17 protein-coding genes are annotated in these 17,603 nt (G+C 70.5%); 5 read left to right on the top strand and 12 right to left on the bottom strand.

Annotation, left to right across the window (positions count from 1 at the left end; all coding sequences use genetic code 11):
* Positions 1-8 precede the first annotated feature (8 nt).
* The 4 genes from ACFVH2_RS08030 (at position 9) to ACFVH2_RS08015 (ending at position 4,093) form a co-directional block, all read left to right on the top strand.
* Complete coding sequence (locus tag ACFVH2_RS08030; protein WP_378420055.1) at positions 9-926, top strand: ATP-binding cassette domain-containing protein; 918 nt, start codon at positions 9-11, stop codon at positions 924-926.
* Positions 923-2,566 (top strand): ABC transporter permease, encoded by a 1,644-nt coding sequence (locus ACFVH2_RS08025; RefSeq protein WP_378420056.1) that lies wholly within the window; start codon positions 923-925, stop codon positions 2,564-2,566. The genes ACFVH2_RS08030 and ACFVH2_RS08025 overlap by 4 nt, the downstream gene beginning before the upstream one ends.
* A 76-nt stretch (positions 2,567-2,642) precedes the next feature.
* The gene (locus tag ACFVH2_RS08020) at positions 2,643-2,996 is read left to right on the top strand and encodes a WhiB family transcriptional regulator (RefSeq protein WP_378420057.1); all 354 of its coding nucleotides are present in this window, start codon (positions 2,643-2,645) and stop codon (positions 2,994-2,996) included.
* A gap of 113 nt (positions 2,997-3,109) precedes the next feature.
* Positions 3,110-4,093, top strand: a complete 984-nt coding sequence (locus tag ACFVH2_RS08015; RefSeq protein ID WP_378420058.1) for a rod shape-determining protein — start codon at positions 3,110-3,112, stop codon at positions 4,091-4,093.
* 61 nt (positions 4,094-4,154) lie between these two features.
* Here ACFVH2_RS08015 and ACFVH2_RS08010 read toward each other — a convergent pair whose 3' ends face one another.
* The 3 genes from ACFVH2_RS08010 to glgC form a co-directional block, all read right to left on the bottom strand.
* Complete coding sequence (locus ACFVH2_RS08010; protein ID WP_378420503.1) at positions 4,155-6,884, bottom strand: FtsW/RodA/SpoVE family cell cycle protein; 2,730 nt, start codon at positions 6,882-6,884, stop codon at positions 4,155-4,157.
* A 101-nt stretch (positions 6,885-6,985) separates the two neighbouring features.
* Complete coding sequence (locus ACFVH2_RS08005) at positions 6,986-8,062, bottom strand: hypothetical protein (protein ID WP_378420059.1); 1,077 nt, start codon at positions 8,060-8,062, stop codon at positions 6,986-6,988.
* A gap of 363 nt (positions 8,063-8,425) precedes the next feature.
* Positions 8,426-9,640, bottom strand: coding sequence for a glucose-1-phosphate adenylyltransferase (glgC, locus tag ACFVH2_RS08000; RefSeq protein ID WP_378420060.1), 1,215 nt, complete (start codon positions 9,638-9,640; stop codon positions 8,426-8,428).
* A 155-nt stretch (positions 9,641-9,795) separates the two neighbouring features.
* Here glgC and glgA point away from each other — a divergent pair, with 155 nt between their 5' ends.
* Positions 9,796-10,977 carry a glycogen synthase gene (gene glgA / locus ACFVH2_RS07995; RefSeq protein WP_378420061.1) on the top strand — a complete coding sequence of 394 codons (1,182 nt, stop codon included), beginning with the start codon at positions 9,796-9,798 and terminating at the stop codon, positions 10,975-10,977.
* Here glgA and ACFVH2_RS07990 read toward each other — a convergent pair.
* From ACFVH2_RS07990 to dapE, 9 genes are all read right to left on the bottom strand, one after another.
* Positions 10,941-11,795 (bottom strand): putative RNA methyltransferase, encoded by an 855-nt coding sequence (locus ACFVH2_RS07990; protein WP_378420505.1) that lies wholly within the window; start codon positions 11,793-11,795, stop codon positions 10,941-10,943. The two genes, glgA and ACFVH2_RS07990, sit on opposite strands and share 37 nt — an antisense overlap.
* A 117-nt stretch (positions 11,796-11,912) precedes the next feature.
* On the bottom strand, positions 11,913-12,080 hold the full coding sequence (locus tag ACFVH2_RS07985) for a DUF3117 domain-containing protein (protein ID WP_003406247.1): 168 nt from the start codon (positions 12,078-12,080) through the stop codon (positions 11,913-11,915).
* 163 nt (positions 12,081-12,243) lie between these two features.
* Entirely contained in the window at positions 12,244-12,822 is a 579-nt protein-coding gene (locus tag ACFVH2_RS07980) for a DNA-3-methyladenine glycosylase I (protein ID WP_378420062.1), read from the bottom strand.
* Positions 12,822-13,139 (bottom strand): DivIVA domain-containing protein, encoded by a 318-nt coding sequence (locus ACFVH2_RS07975; RefSeq protein WP_378420063.1) that lies wholly within the window; start codon positions 13,137-13,139, stop codon positions 12,822-12,824. The genes ACFVH2_RS07980 and ACFVH2_RS07975 overlap by 1 nt, the downstream gene beginning before the upstream one ends.
* A gap of 34 nt (positions 13,140-13,173) precedes the next feature.
* Positions 13,174-14,094: a glucosyl-3-phosphoglycerate synthase gene (locus tag ACFVH2_RS07970; RefSeq protein WP_378420507.1), complete on the bottom strand. Its 921-nt coding sequence runs from the start codon at positions 14,092-14,094 to the stop codon at positions 13,174-13,176.
* A gap of 5 nt (positions 14,095-14,099) precedes the next feature.
* A complete protein-coding gene (folP, locus tag ACFVH2_RS07965; protein ID WP_378420508.1) occupies positions 14,100-14,912 on the bottom strand; it encodes a dihydropteroate synthase in 813 nt (270 codons plus the stop codon).
* 155 nt (positions 14,913-15,067) lie between these two features.
* A complete protein-coding gene (locus ACFVH2_RS07960) occupies positions 15,068-15,616 on the bottom strand; it encodes a TIGR00730 family Rossman fold protein (protein WP_378420064.1) in 549 nt (182 codons plus the stop codon).
* Complete coding sequence (locus tag ACFVH2_RS07955) at positions 15,610-16,434, bottom strand: TIGR00730 family Rossman fold protein (protein WP_378420065.1); 825 nt, start codon at positions 16,432-16,434, stop codon at positions 15,610-15,612. The genes ACFVH2_RS07960 and ACFVH2_RS07955 overlap by 7 nt, the downstream gene beginning before the upstream one ends.
* A gap of 76 nt (positions 16,435-16,510) precedes the next feature.
* Complete coding sequence (gene dapE, locus ACFVH2_RS07950) at positions 16,511-17,596, bottom strand: succinyl-diaminopimelate desuccinylase (RefSeq protein ID WP_378420510.1); 1,086 nt, start codon at positions 17,594-17,596, stop codon at positions 16,511-16,513.
* Between the last annotated feature and the right edge of the window lie 7 nt (positions 17,597-17,603).

Raw genomic sequence — 17,603 nt, 5'->3', positions numbered from 1 at the left:
GAGAATCGATGACTGGAATCATCGAAGTCCACGACCTGCACAAGCATTTCGGGCACGTACGCGCCCTCGACGGCCTGGACCTCGAGGTCGCCGAGGGCGAGGTGCACGGCTTCCTCGGACCGAACGGTGCGGGCAAGTCCACCACCATCCGGGTCCTGCTCGGGATCCTGCGCGCCACCTCCGGTCGGGCCCGGGTTCTCGGTCGCGACCCGTGGACCGATGCGGTCGACCTGCACCGGGACATCGCCTACGTGCCAGGCGATGTCACGCTGTGGCCGTCCCTGTCCGGCGGCGAGACCATCGACCTGCTGGCCCGGATGCGCGGTGGCATGGACGAATCCCGGCGCGACGAACTCGTCGAACGCTTCGACCTGGATCCGCGGAAGAAGGCACGCACCTACTCGAAGGGCAACCGGCAGAAGGTCTCGCTGGTGTCCGCCCTCTCGTCGAATGCCGGCCTGCTACTGCTCGACGAGCCGACCTCCGGCCTGGACCCGTTGATGGAAAAGGTCTTCCGCGAGTGCGTCACCGAGGCGTCGGCGCGCGGTGTCACCGTGTTGTTGTCGAGCCACATCCTCTCCGAGGTGGAGGCGCTCTGCCAGCGCGTCACCATCATCCGCGCCGGCCGGTCGGTCGAGAGCGGGGCGCTGTCGGACATGCGCCATCTGAGCCGCACCTCGATCAGCGCCGAACTCCTCGGCGACCCAGGCGATCTCAGCCGCCTCGAGGGCGTCGAGGACGTCTCCCTCGAGGACCACACCCTGCACTGCCAGGTCGACGGCGAACACCTCGGCGCGCTGATCCGCGTGCTCGGCGACGCCGGTGTCCGCAGCCTCGTCAGCAAGCCGCCGACGCTGGAGGAACTGTTCCTGCGGCACTACCAGATCGATGGACCCGAACCCACCGGGGAGAAGGTGACGGCATGAGCACCGCCACGATCGCGGGCGGGGGGCGCCCCGCCACGACGACCACCCGCGGCGACCCGAACTTCTCCGGCACGCTGCTCCTGCTGCGCCTCGCACTGCGCCGGGACCGGATCGTCCTGCCGCTGTGGGTGTTGCTCCTCTCGGTGCCGCTGGCATCGGTCTACGTGGGCAGCATCGAGAGCATCTACCCCTCCGAGGCAGAACGCGCGGCCTTAACCGCGACGATCATGGGGAGCCCCGCGCAGCGGGCCATGTACGGCAACATCTACAACGACAGCCTCGGCGCGGTCGGCATCTGGAAGGCCGGCATGTTCTACACGCTGATCGCGGTCGCGGTGATCCTCACCGTCATCCGGCACACCCGCGCCGAGGAGGAGTCGGGCCGGACGGAGTTGCTCGACTCGACCTCGGTCGGCCGGTACGCCGGCCTCACCGCCGCGTTGACGGTCTCGTTCGGCGCCTCGCTGCTGACCGGTGCCATCGGCGCCGCGGGGCTGTTCACCACCGACGTCCCCCGTTCCGGCTCGCTGGCGTTCGGACTCGCGCTGGCCGCCTCCGGGTGCGTGTTCACCGCCGTCGCCGCGGTCGCCGCACAGCTCAGTGCCAGCGCCCGGGTCGCCCGCGGTATCGCGTTCGCGGTGCTCGGAACTGCCTTCGCGCTGCGTGCCGTCGGCGACGCCGGTTCGGGGGCGCTGTCCTGGCTGTCCCCGCTCGGGTGGTCACTCCAGGTTCGCCCGTACGCCGGTGACCGCTGGTGGGTTCTGCTGCTTCCACTGGCGACGACGGTCGTGGCGACCGCGGCCGCCTACGCCCTCCTGCGCGGTCGGGACGTCGGCGCGGGGTTGATCGCAGAGCGTCTGGGCCCCCCGACCGCAGCTCCCTCCCTCCGCGGCCCGTTCGGGCTCTCCTGGCGGCTGCAGCGCGGCATGCTGATCGCGTCGACGATCGGGATCTGCCTGTACGCCTTGCTGATCGGCAGCGTCGTGCACGGGATCGGCGACGAGATCGGCAGCAACCAGACGGTGCTCGACATCGTCAACCGGATGGGCGGCTCACAGGCACTGGAGAACTCGTTCATCACGATCGCGTTCACCATGCTGGCGGTCGGCGCCGCGGCGATCGCGATCTCGTCCGCGCTCCGGCTGCACAGCGAGGAGAGCGCCGATCGCGGCGAGCTCGTCCTGTCCGGCGCGGTCGGCCGGACCCGGTGGGCGTCGAGCCACCTCGTCCTCGCGATCGTGGGACCGGCCGTGGCGATGCTGGCGGCGGGAGTCGTCGCCGGGATCACCTACGGCATCTCGGCCTCCGACGTCGGCGGCACGGTGCCGGGAGTGCTCGCCGCGGCACTGGTGCAGTTGCCGGCGATCTGGCTGCTGACCGGCGTGGCAGTCCTGCTGTTCGGGCTGGTGCCGCGATTCGCTCCCGTCGCCTGGGGTGTGCTGGTGGCATTCGTCGCGGTGTACCTGCTCGGCTCGATCTCCGGGATGCCGCAGTGGGTGCTCGACCTCGAACCGTTCACCCACACCCCCCGGGTCCCGGGTTCCGAATTCGAGCTCGCACCGGTGCTCTGGCTACTCCTGATCGACATCGCGCTGATCGCGATCGGGCTGGTCGCGTTCCGCCGACGGGACCTTCAGTAGCCCCGAGATGGACAGTTGACCAACTTCGGGTCGTACGGCGGGCGAACGACCTCGCGCGGGGGCAGCATGTGATCTCGTGACGTACTCGAACAACCCGCGATCCGCGTATCGGAACTGCGCCCCCACCGACGTCGACCTCCCGCAGCCGGCGGTGCCGCACACCTGGACGGCCCGTGCGTTGTGCCGTGCCGAGCACCCCGATCGGATGTTCGTTCGCGGCGCCGCCCAACGCGAGGCGGCGGCCGCGTGCCGCCGGTGCCCCGTCATCGTCCAGTGCGGCGCCGAGGCGCTCGACAACCGAGTCGAGTTCGGCGTGTGGGGCGGGATGACCGAGCGCCAGCGACGCGCACTGCTCAAGCGTCACCCGAACGTCGAGTCGTGGGCCGAGTTGATGAGGTCCACCGAGCCGGTACGCGCGGCCGCGGGCTAGGGACTTACACCGTGAGCCCGAAGGGCGGCGACCGCTCACCGCAAAGTCGACCGAACGCCACCTGACTGCGTACGATGTGATGCGTCTCACATCACTCCCGTTCGGAGGCCGACGTGCGTGGACTAGGGATCGATCTCGGAACTGCAAACACTGTCGTCGGCACGCCCGATGACGGCGTCGTCCTGAACGAGCCGTCCTTCATGCTGGTGAAAGCGAAGGATCGCGAGCACGCCCTCGCGATCGGCACGGACGCCCGGAACCTGCTGGGCCGCACGCCTGTCGGGTTCTCGTCGGTGCGCCCGGTACGCGACGGAGTTGTCGTGGACCTCGAATCGGCACGGACGTACGTCTCCGCCGTCCTCGACCACGCCGTCCCGCACCGGCGGTTCAGCCCGCGCACCAAGGGCGTGATGGCGGTGCCCGCGGGCGCCACACCCCTCGAACGCCGCGCACTTCTCGAGGTCGGGCACGAGTCCGGTCTGCGCAAGGTCGGCCTCATACCGGAACCGGTCGCGGGTGCGCTCGGCTGCGGCATCAACCCGATGGAACCGCGCACCCACCTCGTCGTCGACATCGGCGGTGGCACTTCGGAAGTCACCGCGTTCTGCTTCGGTGGCATCCTGTCGAATCGCAGTTGCCGCCTCGCGGGCGATCACCTGACCGACGTGCTGCGGCAATACCTGCGGACCGAGCACAAGATCATCGTCGGCGACCTCACCGCCGAACACGCCAAGATCGGCGTCCCCGACGAGGACCGGTCGCTCGTCGTCGAGGGCATCGACCCGTTGACGGGGCGCGCGCGCCTGGTCACCGTCGACACCGAGGAGATCATCGAGGCGCTGCGGCCGGCGATCACCGAGATCGTGCAGACACTGGCCACCTGCCTCGACGACCTTCCCGCCCAGGCGATCGGGGACGTGATGTCGGAGGGACTCCTGGCGATCGGCGGCGGGTCGATGCTGCGTGGTCTCCCACAACTGCTCGAAGAGCACTTCGGCGTCGGCGTGAAGGTGGCCGAGAACCCGCTCACCTGCGTCGCCGAGGGCGCGACCGCCTGCCTCGATCACCCCGAGGTGGTCGCCGCCTACAACGCCTGAACCTCCAGCGCCGGAACCGAAAGCGCCTGAACCGAAAGCGCTCGAGGCCACACCATCCTGATCAGCGGGTCGGCGCGGTGCCGCGAGTCTGCGCGAGGTAGAGCTCGAGAAGCTTCTTGACCACGGGTCCCGCTGTCGCCGAACCGAATCCACCACCGCGCACCAGCACCGTCACCACGACCTCCGGCGCGTCGAAGGGCAGCACGGCGGAGAACCAGGCGTTGAGACCTCCGGGCGCCGACGGATCCTCCGCCGTGCCGGTCTTCGCGGCTGCGGGCACCGGCAGACTCGCCAGCTGGCCGGCGGTACCGGCGGCGGCCGACGCCCGCATCCCCGCACGCACCGGTCCGAGGCGGTCCGCGAAGGACAGCTGGTGCGGCTCGGCGGCGGGAATGGGCCAGCCGTCCCCCGGCCCGTACGACGCCGCCAGCTGGGGCGTGACCGTCGCACCGGTGGCGATACCGGCCGTCCAGCGCGCCACCTGCACCGGCGACGCCGTGACCGTGCCCTGGCCGATGCCCATCAGCAGCGCCGACCCCGGGTACCAGGTACCGCCCATCGCGGCGACCGATTCCGGTGTGCCCACGAACCCGTCGGCCTCACCCGGCAGGTCCAGCCCCGATGGGCGGCCCACCCCCAGTTCGTCGGCGGCCGTGGCTATCCGCTCGGGACCGAGTCGTTCACCCAGCTGATAGAAGTACACGTTGTCCGACCACTGGATCGCCCCGACCAGGCTGTTCGGGCCCATCGGCTGCCAGTTCGCGAACGTGTGCCCGCCGTAGGTGTACGACGCACCGCCCGCGAGCTTCTGGTCCGGCGGCACCACGTCGTACTTGGCGTTCGCCGAGGCCACCACGATCTTGAAGGTCGAGCCGGGTGGCGCCACCGTCTGGAAGACGTGGTTGACCATCCGCCCCGGCCCCTGGGTCTGCGCAGCCAGCGCGGCCGCGTCGACCGGCGGACCGTAGACGTTGTTGTCGTATCCGGGCACGCTGGCCATCGTCAGCACGGCCCCGGTGCGGGCGTCCATCACGATCGCCGCGCCGAGGTCGCCGCCGCCGGTACGCACCGCGTCGATGAGGGCGTCGGTGGCGACCTGCTGCATCGCGCTGTCGAGATGCAGGCGCAGGTCGTGCCCGCGCACCGGGTCCACCCGCCCGGCGGTGGCCACCGGCCGGCCGGACGGGTCGACGTACACACACTGGCTGCCGTCGATGCCGCGGAGCAGCGCGTCGTACTGCTTCTCCAGCCCCGCCTTGCCGACTCGTGACCCGAGCTCGAGCTGTGGCCAGGTCTTCATGTCGTCCGCGTCCGCAACCCCGACGTAGCCGAGGACGGTTGCCAGCGTCGCCGCCTGCGGGTAGTTCCTGCGCCCGGTCGGATAGACCAGTACCCACGGCACGTGTGCGTCCACGATCGCCCGGGCACGCTCCGGCCCGACCCTCGCCAGCACCGCCTCCACCTCGTCGCCCCCGTCGCGCAGCGTGCTCGCGAGTTGGTCCGGGGTGATCCCGAGCAGCGCGGCGAGTTCGCCCCGCACGCCCGCGTTGTTGTCGTCGAACATGCGGGCCACGACGGAGACGGTGTACTCGGGGACGTTCACCGCGAGCGGGACGCCGCCCCGGTCGAGGATCTGACCGCGCTCGGCGGGCAGGCGGATGCACCGCATCAGCTGCCCGTCACTCATCGCCCGGAACTCCGCACCCCGATCGCTCTGCTGGTGCCAGGCGACCCCCGTCATCGCGACCAGCGCGGCGGTGACGGTGACCGCGCCGACCGAGATGCCGCGCGGCAACCGGAGGCGACGATGCGGCGTGGCCCACAGTGGCCGTGCGACACCGTCGCGGCGCACCGCGAGCACCAGTCCGATCTCGACGAATCCGATGATCGCGGCCGTGCCGCCGTAACTGAACAGTGGAATCGGCATGCCCGTGTGGGGCAGCAGCGACAGGCTCTGCGCGATCGAGACGGCGGCGTGCATGCCGAACAACCCGCCGACGCCCGCGGCGACGAGGGCGGTCTCCCGGGTCCGTGCCGTCCGGGCCGCGACCGTGGCCCGCCACACGATGACCGACGAGGCGATCACGACTGCCAGTCCGGCGATCAGCCCCCACCCGTAGACGAGGCTCGCGAAGGCGAGGTCGTGCTCCGATTCCGGAAGGAACTCGGCCCGGAGGGCGTACTGCGGTTGCCGCCACAGTCCCCACATCCCGCCGCTGCCGATCGCGATGTCGGCCTGCCACGCGGCCCACCCCGACCCCTGGGGATCGGCGCTGTCGGACAGGAACACGTGGATCCGCTCCAGCTGGTACGGGCGCAGGAACAGCACGGCGAGCGGTATCGACGCCACCCCCAGCGCGAACAGCGGTGTCAACGGCGCCAGCGGCACCCGGGCGAGGATCAGCATGAGCATCACGATCGCGATGAGCACGATCGCGGTCGACAGGTCCGGTTGCAGGGCGACGAGACCGATCGGCACGCTCGCCACGAGCAGGACGCCGGCGAATCGGCCGAGGGTGTACCCCCCGGCGAGAATGGCGGCGGGCACCAGGATCAGGGCCAGTTTGGCCAGTTCGGACGGCTGCACGGTGAACACACCCAGGTCCAACCACCGCTGCGCACCCTTGGTCGCGACACCGACCAGCGGTACCGCCAACAGCAGAAGAACGGTGGCGGCGTACAGGATCCACCCGAATCGGCGATATCGGTCCACCCGGATCCGGGAGGTCACCCACATCGCGCCGAGGCCGACCACCGCGAAGGCGGCGTGCCGCACCGCGTAGGACGTCATGCCCGTCGACAGCAGGTTGAGCAGGCCGAGCACCACGAGGACGATCGCCGCCGCGACGAGCCAGGGATCGCTTTCGCGCTTGCCTGCCTGCACGGAGGTTCTCACGGGCAGGTCGCGTTCTCTGCGGGCACGTACACCGGGTCCGACGCGGCGGCGGCCGGGACGCTGGTGAGCGCCGCGATGGCGACGGCGGTGCCGGACGGCACCGCGACGCTGCCGATGCCGTACACCTCCTGCTCGCCGCTCGGTACGGGCATCGTGACGTCGGCGCCGGGGTGGACCGCACCCGAGCAGCGGTCGTACACGGCCAGCTTCCAGGTCACCGCGTCGGTGTTCGCCCGGGGATCGACGCGGACGTCGACACGCAGTACACACTGCTGTCCCGCAGTGCAATTCCCGTTGGCAAAGGTGGCGGTGACATCCGTGATCGGCCCCGCACTGCCCGGAAGGCCGGTGTCAACGGGAGCCGCGGCGGATCCCGCCGCGGGCGCCGGGGTGTCCGGCGCCGGTGGCGAGACCGGGCGGATCTGATCCTGCGCCGACTGGCTCTCGGACGAGAGGAGGGTGTCCCATCCCAGCCGCAGCTGTGTCCAGGCTCTGGGTGCGTTCCACGCCGCGCCGACGAGCACCCCGATCACGATGACCGCGACCGCGCCCTGCCGCTTCGAGGGCCGCCACTTCCGGCGATGCCACGGATTCTCGACCGGGGGAAGCCAGCCGGCCGGGGTGAGGGACGCTCCGGCCGCCGCGCCAGCCGGGGCCGGCACCGGCGTGCGCGGGATCGGGTCGGACCCGCCGTCGCCGAGGGATCCGCGCGTCGCCGCGACGAGCCTGCCGATCTGGCGGCGCGTCCGATCCGTGGTGGGCGGATCGAGGTCGACCGCGGCCGCACCGGACACGCGACGTGACAGGTCGGCCAGGTCCGTTGCTTCCGAGATCGATTCGTTCACCCGCTCGGCGTATGCCCGGTCGCGACAGGTCGCGGCGATCGCCCGCAGTGTCCGCACCGCCGCCGGGGTCACCTCCCGCCCCGTTCCGGCGTCGCCGGCGATGACGAGCTGCCCGTCGCGCGACACCGTCACCGAGTGATCACCGAGGGACCCTGCGCGCCCCACCGCGAGTTGACGGGTCACGTCGCCGATGAGCAGCGCCGCCTGCGCCGGCGTCAACAGTGCCACCGCGAGCAACGTGTGTAGGTCGACCTCATCGCCGGCGTCGACCTCACCCCCGGCGGCGGGATCGTCGGCTCGTTCGGGTGGTTCGGGTCCCGGCGGCACCGACGCAGCGCTCGGCGACCCGGCCCTCGGCAACCCATTCCGCGATGAAAGCTCTGGCACTGCTTCGATCATCAGGCACCCCGGCACTCTGCGGCCCCTGCGCGGGTGTGCGAGCAGACCGGAACGCGTGGCCCGACCCTCGACTAGGGCTTATCCGTCCTTGAAACCCTTTACGCCTCTGTGCTTTCCAATTAAAGCAAGACCGAGGCCAACGCGGAACATCCGTTACTCATCCGAGATGCCCCTGGGGGCACGGGCTCGGCATCAGATCCAGACGCCCTTGCCGATGGCGACCACGCCCCCGGAGCTGATGGCGAACCGCTGACGGTCGCGTTCGAGGTCGACGCCGATGATCTCGCCCTCGCCGACCACCACGTTCTTGTCGAGGATGGCGCGGCGCACCACGGCGCCCTTGCCGATCCGGACACCGGGCATCAGCACGCTGCCCTCCACGGTCGCGCCGTCGTCGACCATGACGTTGGAACTGAGCACCGAGTTGCGGACGGTCGCGGCGGACAGGATACAGCCCGCCCCGACCACGGATTCCTGCGCGAGTCCGCCCTGTACGAACTTGGCGGGGGCCAGGTTCTCGGCCGCCCCGCGGATCGGCCAGCGCCGGTTGTAGAGGTTGAACACCGGGTGCACGGACACGAGATCCATGTGCGCGTCGTAGAAGGCGTCGAGCGTTCCCACGTCGCGCCAGTAGCCGCGGTCCCGATCGGTGGCGCCGGGGACCACGTTGTCCTTGAAGTCGTACACCGAGGCCTCGCCCGCGGCGACCAGCGCCGGGATGATGTCGCCGCCCATGTCGTGGTCGGAGTCCGAGTTCTCCGAGTCCGCCCGAATGGCGTCGACCAGAACCTTCGTCGTGAACACGTAGTTACCCATCGACGCGAACGTCACGTTGGGATCGTCGGGGGTCCCGGGCGGGTGCGCCGGCTTCTCCAGGAACTGGACGATCTTGCCCGACTCGTCGCTGTCGATGCACCCGAACGCGAAGGCCTCGCTGCGGGGCACCCGGATCCCGGCGACGGTGACGCCCGCGCCGGACTCGATGTGATGCTGGACCATCTGCTCGGGGTCCATCCGGTACACGTGGTCGGCGCCGAACACCACGATGTACTCGGGATCCTCGTCGTAGACCAGGTTGAGCGACTGGAAGATCGCGTCTGCGCTGCCGGTGTACCAACGCGGACCGAGCCGCTGCTGGGCCGGCACCGGGGTGATGTACTCCCCTGCGAAACCGGACAGTCGCCACGTCTGGGAGATGTGCCGGTCGAGGGAATGCGACTTGTACTGGGTCAGCACGCAGATCCGGAGGTAGCCTGCGTTCACCAGATTGCTGAGCACGAAGTCGATCAGCCGGTAGGCGCCGCCGAACGGGACGGCGGGCTTGGCCCGGTCCGCAGTCAGGGGGTACAGGCGTTTCCCCTCACCGCCGGCGAGCACGATTCCAAGCACATGCGGCTGGCTCCTCACCCTGCCAACCTATCGGCCGTGCCTGACGCCCGCTACCGGACATGCCCGCGGCTTCGCCCGAGAACGACATGCCCGAGAACGGGACGAGACACGCCCGAGGCTCCGCCCGGGGGCGAGCGGTGGCCCGAACACTGTCGGGCGGCTACCTTTAGCGCGTGCGCGTGGCGATGATGACCAGGGAGTACCCGCCGGAGATCTACGGGGGCGCCGGCGTTCACGTCACCGAGCTCGTGGCGCACCTCGCCCGGCTCTGCGAGGTCGACGTGCACTGCATGGGCGTGCCCCGCGAGGGCGCCCTGGTGCACCAGCCCGACGCCGCACTGGCATCGGCGAATCCCGCGCTCGCGACACTGTCCGCCGAGCTGCGGATGGCCGCAGGCGCGGGCGGGGTCGACGTCGTCCACTCACACACCTGGTACACCGGCCTCGCCGGACATCTTGCGGGCGAACTGCACGGCGTTCCACACGTGCTCACCGCGCACTCGCTCGAACCCCGCCGGCCGTGGAAGGCCGAGCAACTCGGTGCCGGATACCGGATCTCGTCCTGGTCCGAGGCCAACGCCGTGCGTCACGCCGATGCGATCGTCGCGGTCAGCGCCGGCATGCGAACCGACCTGCTCGACGCCTACCCGTTCGTCGATCCGTCCCGGGTGCACGTGGTGCGCAACGGTATTGACACCGACGTCTGGTATCCGGCACCCGACGAGTGCGCACCGTCGTCGGCACTGGCCGCCCTCGGCGTCGACCCCGACGCCCCGATCGCGGTGTTCGTCGGCCGCATCACCCGGCAGAAGGGGGTTGCCCACCTGATCGCCGCGGCCCACGACTTCGACCCGGACGTGCAGCTGGTGCTGTGCGCCGGCGCACCCGACACCCCCGAGATCGCCTCGGAAACCGAACGCGCCGTCGCCGCGCTCGCCGCCGCGCGCGGCCGCGTGTTCTGGGTCCGAGAGATGCTACCCACCGCCCAGCTTCGCGAAATACTCTCCGCAGCAACGGTGTTCGTGTGCCCATCGGTGTACGAGCCGCTGGGCATCGTGAACCTCGAGGCGATGGCGACCGAGACCACCGTGGTCGCCTCCGACGTCGGCGGCATACCCGAGGTCGTGGACGACGGCGTCACCGGCCGGCTCGTGCACTACAACTCCTACGAGCCGGAGGCGTTCGAGCAGGCACTCGCCGTCGCGGTCAACGAGGTCTGCGCGGACCGGGGCGCGGCACGCGCAATGGGGCGCGCCGGGCGCGTTCGCGCGATCGCGGAGTTCTCCTGGGCGCGGGTCGCCCGACAGACGCTGGCCGTCTACGAGGCCGCGGTCGCGGGGTGCAGCGGCCGGTAGCGCGAGATGGTGACGGACGCCGTCACGACGGACCGTTCGGGCAGCTCCTCGATGCGCCGCGCCCGCGCCCGCTCGTCGAGGTGACGGGCGGACGGACCCATCGCGACCAGGCTGTCGACGTCGCTGCGCGAGAGGGCCATCGGGTATTCGACGTCGACCCGGTCGATCCGCTCGAAGTGCCCCGCCATGGTCGCCCCGAGCCGCGCGGTCTTGTTCTCGTCCACCCGCACCATTCCGAGCAGCTCGACCAGCTCGCGCAGGTGCCGGTCGGTCGGCGTGAGCACCACCAGCGTGCCGTCCGGGCGCAGCACCCGACGCAGTTCGGCCGCGTTCCTCGGCGCGAAGATCGACAGCACGTGGCTGGTCGCCCCTTCACGCACCGGCAGCTGCGTCCAGATGTCCGCGACCACCGACGCCGCGCGCGGATGACTGCGGGAGAGCCTGCGGGCCGCGGCCTTCGAGACGTCCACCCCGATCCCGCGGGCGGCAGGCAGCGCGTCGAGGACCGCGGCGAGGTAGTGGCCGGTGCCCGCCCCCACCTCGAGCACCGCGGGCCGCTCGGACGGTTCGGCGGCGCACGCACGGGTGACCGCGTCCATGAGCGGATCGAAGTGCCCGCCGTCGAGGAATCGCACCCGCGCGGCGATCATCTCGGGACTGTCCCCGGTGATCTTCGACGCCCCCGACAGCAGGCTCACGTAGCCCTGCCTGGCGATGTCGAAGCTGTGGCCGCGCCCGCACAGCAGGGTGCGGTCGGACACGTCGAGCTCGGCGCCGCAGTGCGGGCACGCGAGCAGGTCCACTACCTCGTCGAGCAACTGCGCCGCACCTCCCCCGAGCGCCCGATCGGGCGCGATGCCCACAGCAAGACCCCGCCTGCCGTGACGGCGAGCGGGGCCCTGTGCACGTCGGTGACCACACCGACCGCGAGGAAGCTAACTGGTAACGCCCTTCAATTCGTCCCCCAGCGCGGCGGCTTCGTCCGGGGTCAGCTCGACCACGAGCCGACCTCCGCCCTCGAGCGGGACCCGCATGACGATTCCCCGTCCTTCTTTGGTTGCTTCGAGGGGACCGTCCCCGGTCCGGGGCTTCATGGCCGCCATTGCCTGCTCCCTCCAGATCTGCGCCGCCGTGCTCTGCGCCTAGGCTTACCGTCAGTCCCGGCTGCTTGTACCGGGTCCACCAGTGTCATTCTTCCCTATTGCAACTAGCGGCGGGTAGCTGAGTCGCCCAAAGCGCCCGTCGGACCCACCCGGAGACTGATTCTCAGCGCCGGAGAACCCAGCAGTCGGCCAGGTGATCGTCGACCATTCCGGTCGCCTGCATCAGCGCATATGCCGTGGTGGGGCCCACGAACCGGAACCCTCGACGCTTGAGTTCGCGTGCCATCGCGGTGGACTCGTCGGTGATCGCGGGAACCTCGTCGACCGTGCGGGCGCGCCGCGGCCGGGCGGACGGGGCGAACGACCAGAGTAGCGAGTCGAGGTCCGTGTCCGACATCGCGAGCACGGCGCGGGCGTTGGAGATCGAGGCCTCGATCTTGGCCCGGTTCCGGATGATCCCGGGCTCGGCCAGCAGTCGCTCGACGTCCTCTGCGCCGAAGGCCGCGACCGCCTCCACGTCGAAGCCGGCGAACGCCTCACGGAAGGCCTCCCGCTTGCGGAGCACGGTGATCCACGACAGTCCGGACTGGAACGCCTCGAGACACACCCGCTCGAACAGTTCGTCCCGGCCGTGCAGCGGAGTCCCCCACTCCTGGTCGTGGTAGTCGCGGTAGAGCGTGCTGCCGTCGGTGTCCACGGCCCACGGGCACCGGACCCTGCCGTCGTCGATGCGGGCGGTCATCACTCCTCCACCGGTCCGGGCGGGGTGGACCGGGCCTCCCGCAGCTGCGCCACCTCTGCCCGGAGCGCGTCGATCTCGGCGCCGAGCCGGTCCAGGGCCCAGTCCACCTCGCTCGCCTTGTACCCGCGCAGCGTCTGCTGGAACCTCAACTGCTGCACGTCCGTTCCGGTGACGTCCCGGGCAGGCAGCGTGGTCGCGGTGGTGCCCGGCGGCAACGGCTCCATCTGCTCGCCCCGCCCGAAAACCATGGACACCACCAGGAACAGCACCCCTCCGACGAGGGCCATGATCAGCAGGTAGAGCAGCACCGTGAACATGACCCGATACTGTCACGAGCCTCCGACACCGCGCTCAGGGGCGCAGCGTGTTCATCGGCGGCCGATCGGCCAGCGATACCTCCGTGGTCACCGGCAGGAACGAGCCGCCGTCCGCCCGGAACTGAGTCAGCCCGGCACCCGAGTCATCGATCCCGCAGCGGCCGAGCATGGTGCCGATGATCTGCCTGCTCATCACGCCGAGCTCGAGCAGCGGCCGGTTGCGATGCTTGCGGACACCCAGATTCACCTGGCCGATCGCACTCAGCCCGAGCCGGTCGTAGGTGTCGAGAAGCAATCCGATCTCGACGCCGTAGCCCGGCGCGAACGGGACCGCCGACAGCAACTCCCTGGTCCCCGCGTACTCACCGCCGAGCGGCTGCAGCACCGAGGTCAGTTCGGGGCGCATGGCCGCCAGCAGCGGCCGCGCGACCAGTTCGGTGACCCGACCGCCGCCGTTCGCATCCTCTGTGCCGCTGACCCGCAACGGTCGCCGGTAGTAGCCCTTCACCAGGTGAATGCCGTCCACGGTGAGCAGCGGCCCGAGCAGCTTCGGTACGAATGCCGGATCCGGGTTGATCAGATCGGCGTCCACGAAGGCGATGATGTCGCCGGTGCTCGCCGCGATCGAACGCCACAGCACCTCTCCCTTGCCCGGCACCGGGGCCAGCTCGGGGACGGCCTCCTCCCGGCTGATCACGGTCGCCCCCGCCGCTGCCGCCCGCTCGGCGGTCTCGTCGGTCGACCCGGAGTCGAGCACGATCAACTCGTCCACCAGCCCGCCGAGCAGGGGGTGGATGGTGTCCACGACCGCGGAGACGGTCTTCTCCTCGTTCAGCGCGGGCAGCACCACCGTCACGGAGCGCCCGGCCTTGGCCGCCACCAGCTCGTCGACGGTCCAGTCCGGGTGATCCCAGCTGTTCGCCTCCGACCACAGGCGCAGCCCGCTCGTGCTCATCGTGCTCATGCCAACCCCCGTACGGTCCTGACCGGAGCCCTCGTGCCGACGATCGCGGCAACCATGTCCACCACCCGACGGGTGGACGCCACCTCGTGGACGCGGAACACGCGGGCGCCACGTGCCGCGGCCAATGCTGTCGCTGCCAATGTGCCCTCCAACCGGTCGGCGAGTTCCACCCCTAGAGTCTCCCCGACAAAGTCCTTGTTGCTCAGTGCCATCAGCACCGGCCATCCGGTCTTAACGAGATCGTCCACTCGCCGCAACAACTCGAGCCCGTGGAAGGTGTTCTTGCCGAAATCGTGGGTGGGGTCGATCAGGATCGCGTCCTCCGCGACCCCCATCGCGTGGGCCCGCTCGGCCGCCGCGACGACCTCGGTGACCACGTCGGTGACCACGTCGGTGTAGCGGACCCGGTGTGGTCGCGTCCGGGGCACCGCGCCGCCGGTGTGCGAGCAGACGTATCCCGCTCCGAGGTCCGCGGCCACCGCGACGAGTTCCGGATCGGCACCGGCCCAGGTGTCGTTGATCAGGTCCGCGCCCGCCGGGCAGGCGAGCCGCGCGACGTCCCCGCGCCAGGTGTCCACCGAGATCAACAGGTCCGGGTAGCGCCCCCGGATCGCCTCGACGAACGGCACCACCCGGCGGATCTCCTCGGTGGCGTCGACCTCGTCGCCGGGCCCGGCCTTGACCCCGCCGATGTCCACCAGGTCCGCGCCCTCGTCGACCGCGCGGTCGACGGCCGCCATCGCGGCCTCGTCGGTGAACGTCGCGCCGCGGTCGTAGAACGAGTCCGGGGTGCGATTGACGATGGCCATCACCAGCGCACGATCGGTCGCCACGGGTCGGCCGCACAGGGTGGGCAGCGGCGCCGGTCGCTGCCCAGGCTCCGCTCTGGCACTTGGTCGCTTCGCAGGCTCCGCTCCGGCGGTCTCGGTCATGACTTCATAGTTGCATGCGTGGGGCGGGGCACTCACCGAGTGCAGGCGTCGAGCGCAGCGCCGACGTCCGCGGTCACGACCAGCGCGTCCAGGGCCCGCTGCTGCACGAAGCCGCCCTCGCGCAGCCCGCCGAGCCATTCCAACAGCCCGGTGTAGTGACCGACCGGATCCAGCAGCACCATCGGCTTGTCGTGCATGCCCAGGTATCCCGCGGTCCAGGTCTCGAACAGTTCCTCGAGCGTGCCGATTCCGCCGGGCAGCGCGATGAAGGCGTCGGCCCGGTCCTCCATGGTCTGCTTCCGCTGACGCATGGTGTCGGTGACGATCAGCTCGTCGGCGTCGGTGTCGGCGACCTCCCTGTGCACCAACGCCTTCGGGATGACACCGATGGTGTGGGCCCCGGCCTCGCGGGCGGCCGCGGCGACCGCGCCCATCATCGAGACGTTGCCGCCGCCGGAGACGAGTTGCATGCCGCGAAGGCCGATCTCGGCTCCGACGCGGGCGGCGAGCTCGAGATACGAGTCGGCGACCGGTCCGGAGGCGCAGTACACGCAGACCGCGACCGGACGACCGGTCACCACTCCTCCTCGGTGCCCATCAGTGCCGCGGCGTCCACGCCGTGCTGGGACTCGACGACGATCCGCACGACCTCCTCGACGCTGTCGGTCAGGTGCAGCAGGTCCACGTCGGCCTCCGAGATCTTGCCGCTCTCGACCAGCGTGGACTTGATCCAGTGGACCAGGCCCGACCAGTACTCGGTGCCGAACAACACGATCGGGAAGCGGGTGACCTTGCGGGTCTGCACCAGGGTCAGCGCCTCGAACAGCTCGTCGAGCGTGCCGAATCCGCCGGGCAGGCAGATGAACGCCTGGGAGTACTTGACGAACATGGTCTTGCGGGCGAAGAAGTAGCGGAAGTTGATCCCGAGGTCGACCCACTCGTTCAGGCCCTGCTCGAACGGCAGCTCGATGCCGAGGCCGATGGAGTAGCCACCCGATTCGCTGGCGCCGCGGTTGGCGGCCTCCATCACGCCCGGGCCGCCGCCGGTGATGACGGCGTAGCCCGCCTCCGCGAGCGCCGCGCCGAGCGCGCGACCCGAGGCGTACTCGGGGTGGTCCTCGGCGGTGCGTGCGGAACCGAACACGGTCACCGCGCGGGGCACCTCCGCGAGCGCGCCGAAACCCTCGACGAACTCGCTCTGGATTCGCAGTACCCGCCACGGGTCGGTGTGCACCCAGTCGGTCGGGCCGCGCTGGTCGAGCAACCGCTGATCGGTGGTGCTGGTGTCCGCCTTGCGGTCGCGACGCAGCAGGATCGGGCCGCGATGCTTGACCGAAGCGCTGCCGCGCTTGGCGGTGCTGCGCTTCGCGGGCCGTCCGGGCGTCTTGTCGGGTGCCATGGCGGCAAGGCTAGCGGGTCGGCGCGGACTCCTCGCCCGCGCCGCGACCTCGCGTGCGGCGGTGCCGGTCGACGGTTCAGGCGCTGAGGTAGCCGCGCAGCACAGCGGTCACGTCGAGGATCTGCTGCACCGGGACGCGCTCGTCGCGTTTGTGCGCGAGGTTCGGGTCGCCCGGACCGTAGTTGACCGCCGGGATGCCCAGCGCGGAGAAACGGGACACGTCGGTCCAGCCGTACTTCGCGCGGAACTGTCCGCCCGCGGCCTCGATCAGTGCGGCGGCGGCGGGCGCGGACAGTCCGGGCAGCGCACCCGCGGAACTGTCGGTGACCTCGAAATCGAGGTCGAGGCCGTCGACGACCTCGCGTACGTGCGCGGTCGCCTGCTCGACGCTGCGGTCCGGCGCGAACCGGAAGTTGACGTCGATCTCCGCGGCGTCCGGCACCACGTTGCCTGCCACTCCCCCGGCGATTCGGACCGCGGACAGGCCCTCCCGGTAGACGCAGCCGTCGATGTCCACCGAGCGCGCCCGGTAGTCGGCGAGCCGCTGCAGCAGCGGCGCGAACTTGTGAATCGCGTTGTCCCCCAGCCAGGATCGGGCCGAATGTGCGCGAACCCCGTTCGCGGTCAACCGAACCCGCAGCGTGCCCTGGCAACCCGCCTCGATGAAGCCGCCGGACGGCTCTCCGAGCACCGCGACGTCCGCCTGCAGCCAGTCCGGGAGTTCGCGCTCGATACGGCCGAGACCGTTGTACTTCGCGGCGATCTCCTCGCAGTCGTAGAACACCAACGTCAGGTCGTGTGCGAGGTCCGGGACGGTCGCGGCGAGGTGCAGGAACACCGCGTCACCGGACTTCATGTCGACGGTGCCGCAACCGTGCAGCACGTCCCCCTCGACCGGATCGACCGCGCGCCTGCTGGGCACGTTGTCGGCGATCGGGACGGTGTCGAGGTGGCCGGCCAGCATGACCCGGCTGGACAGGCCCCGGTTGGTGCGCGCGAGCACTGCGTTGCCGTTGCGGACGATCTCGAATCCGGTGGTCTGCTCGCGTAGCGCAGCCTCGACGGCGTCCGCGATCAGCGACTCGTCCTGAGACACGCTCGGGATGTCGACGAGCGCGGCGGTCAGGTCGATCGGGTCGGCGGACAGGTCCAGACGCGGCAGCGAAGTC

The sequence above is a fragment of the Rhodococcus sp. NPDC127527 genome (assembly GCF_042672245.1).
In the GTDB taxonomy this organism is placed as follows: Bacteria; Actinomycetota; Actinomycetes; order Mycobacteriales; family Mycobacteriaceae; genus Rhodococcus_G.
This window is presented reverse-complemented; position numbering and strand designations above follow the sequence as displayed.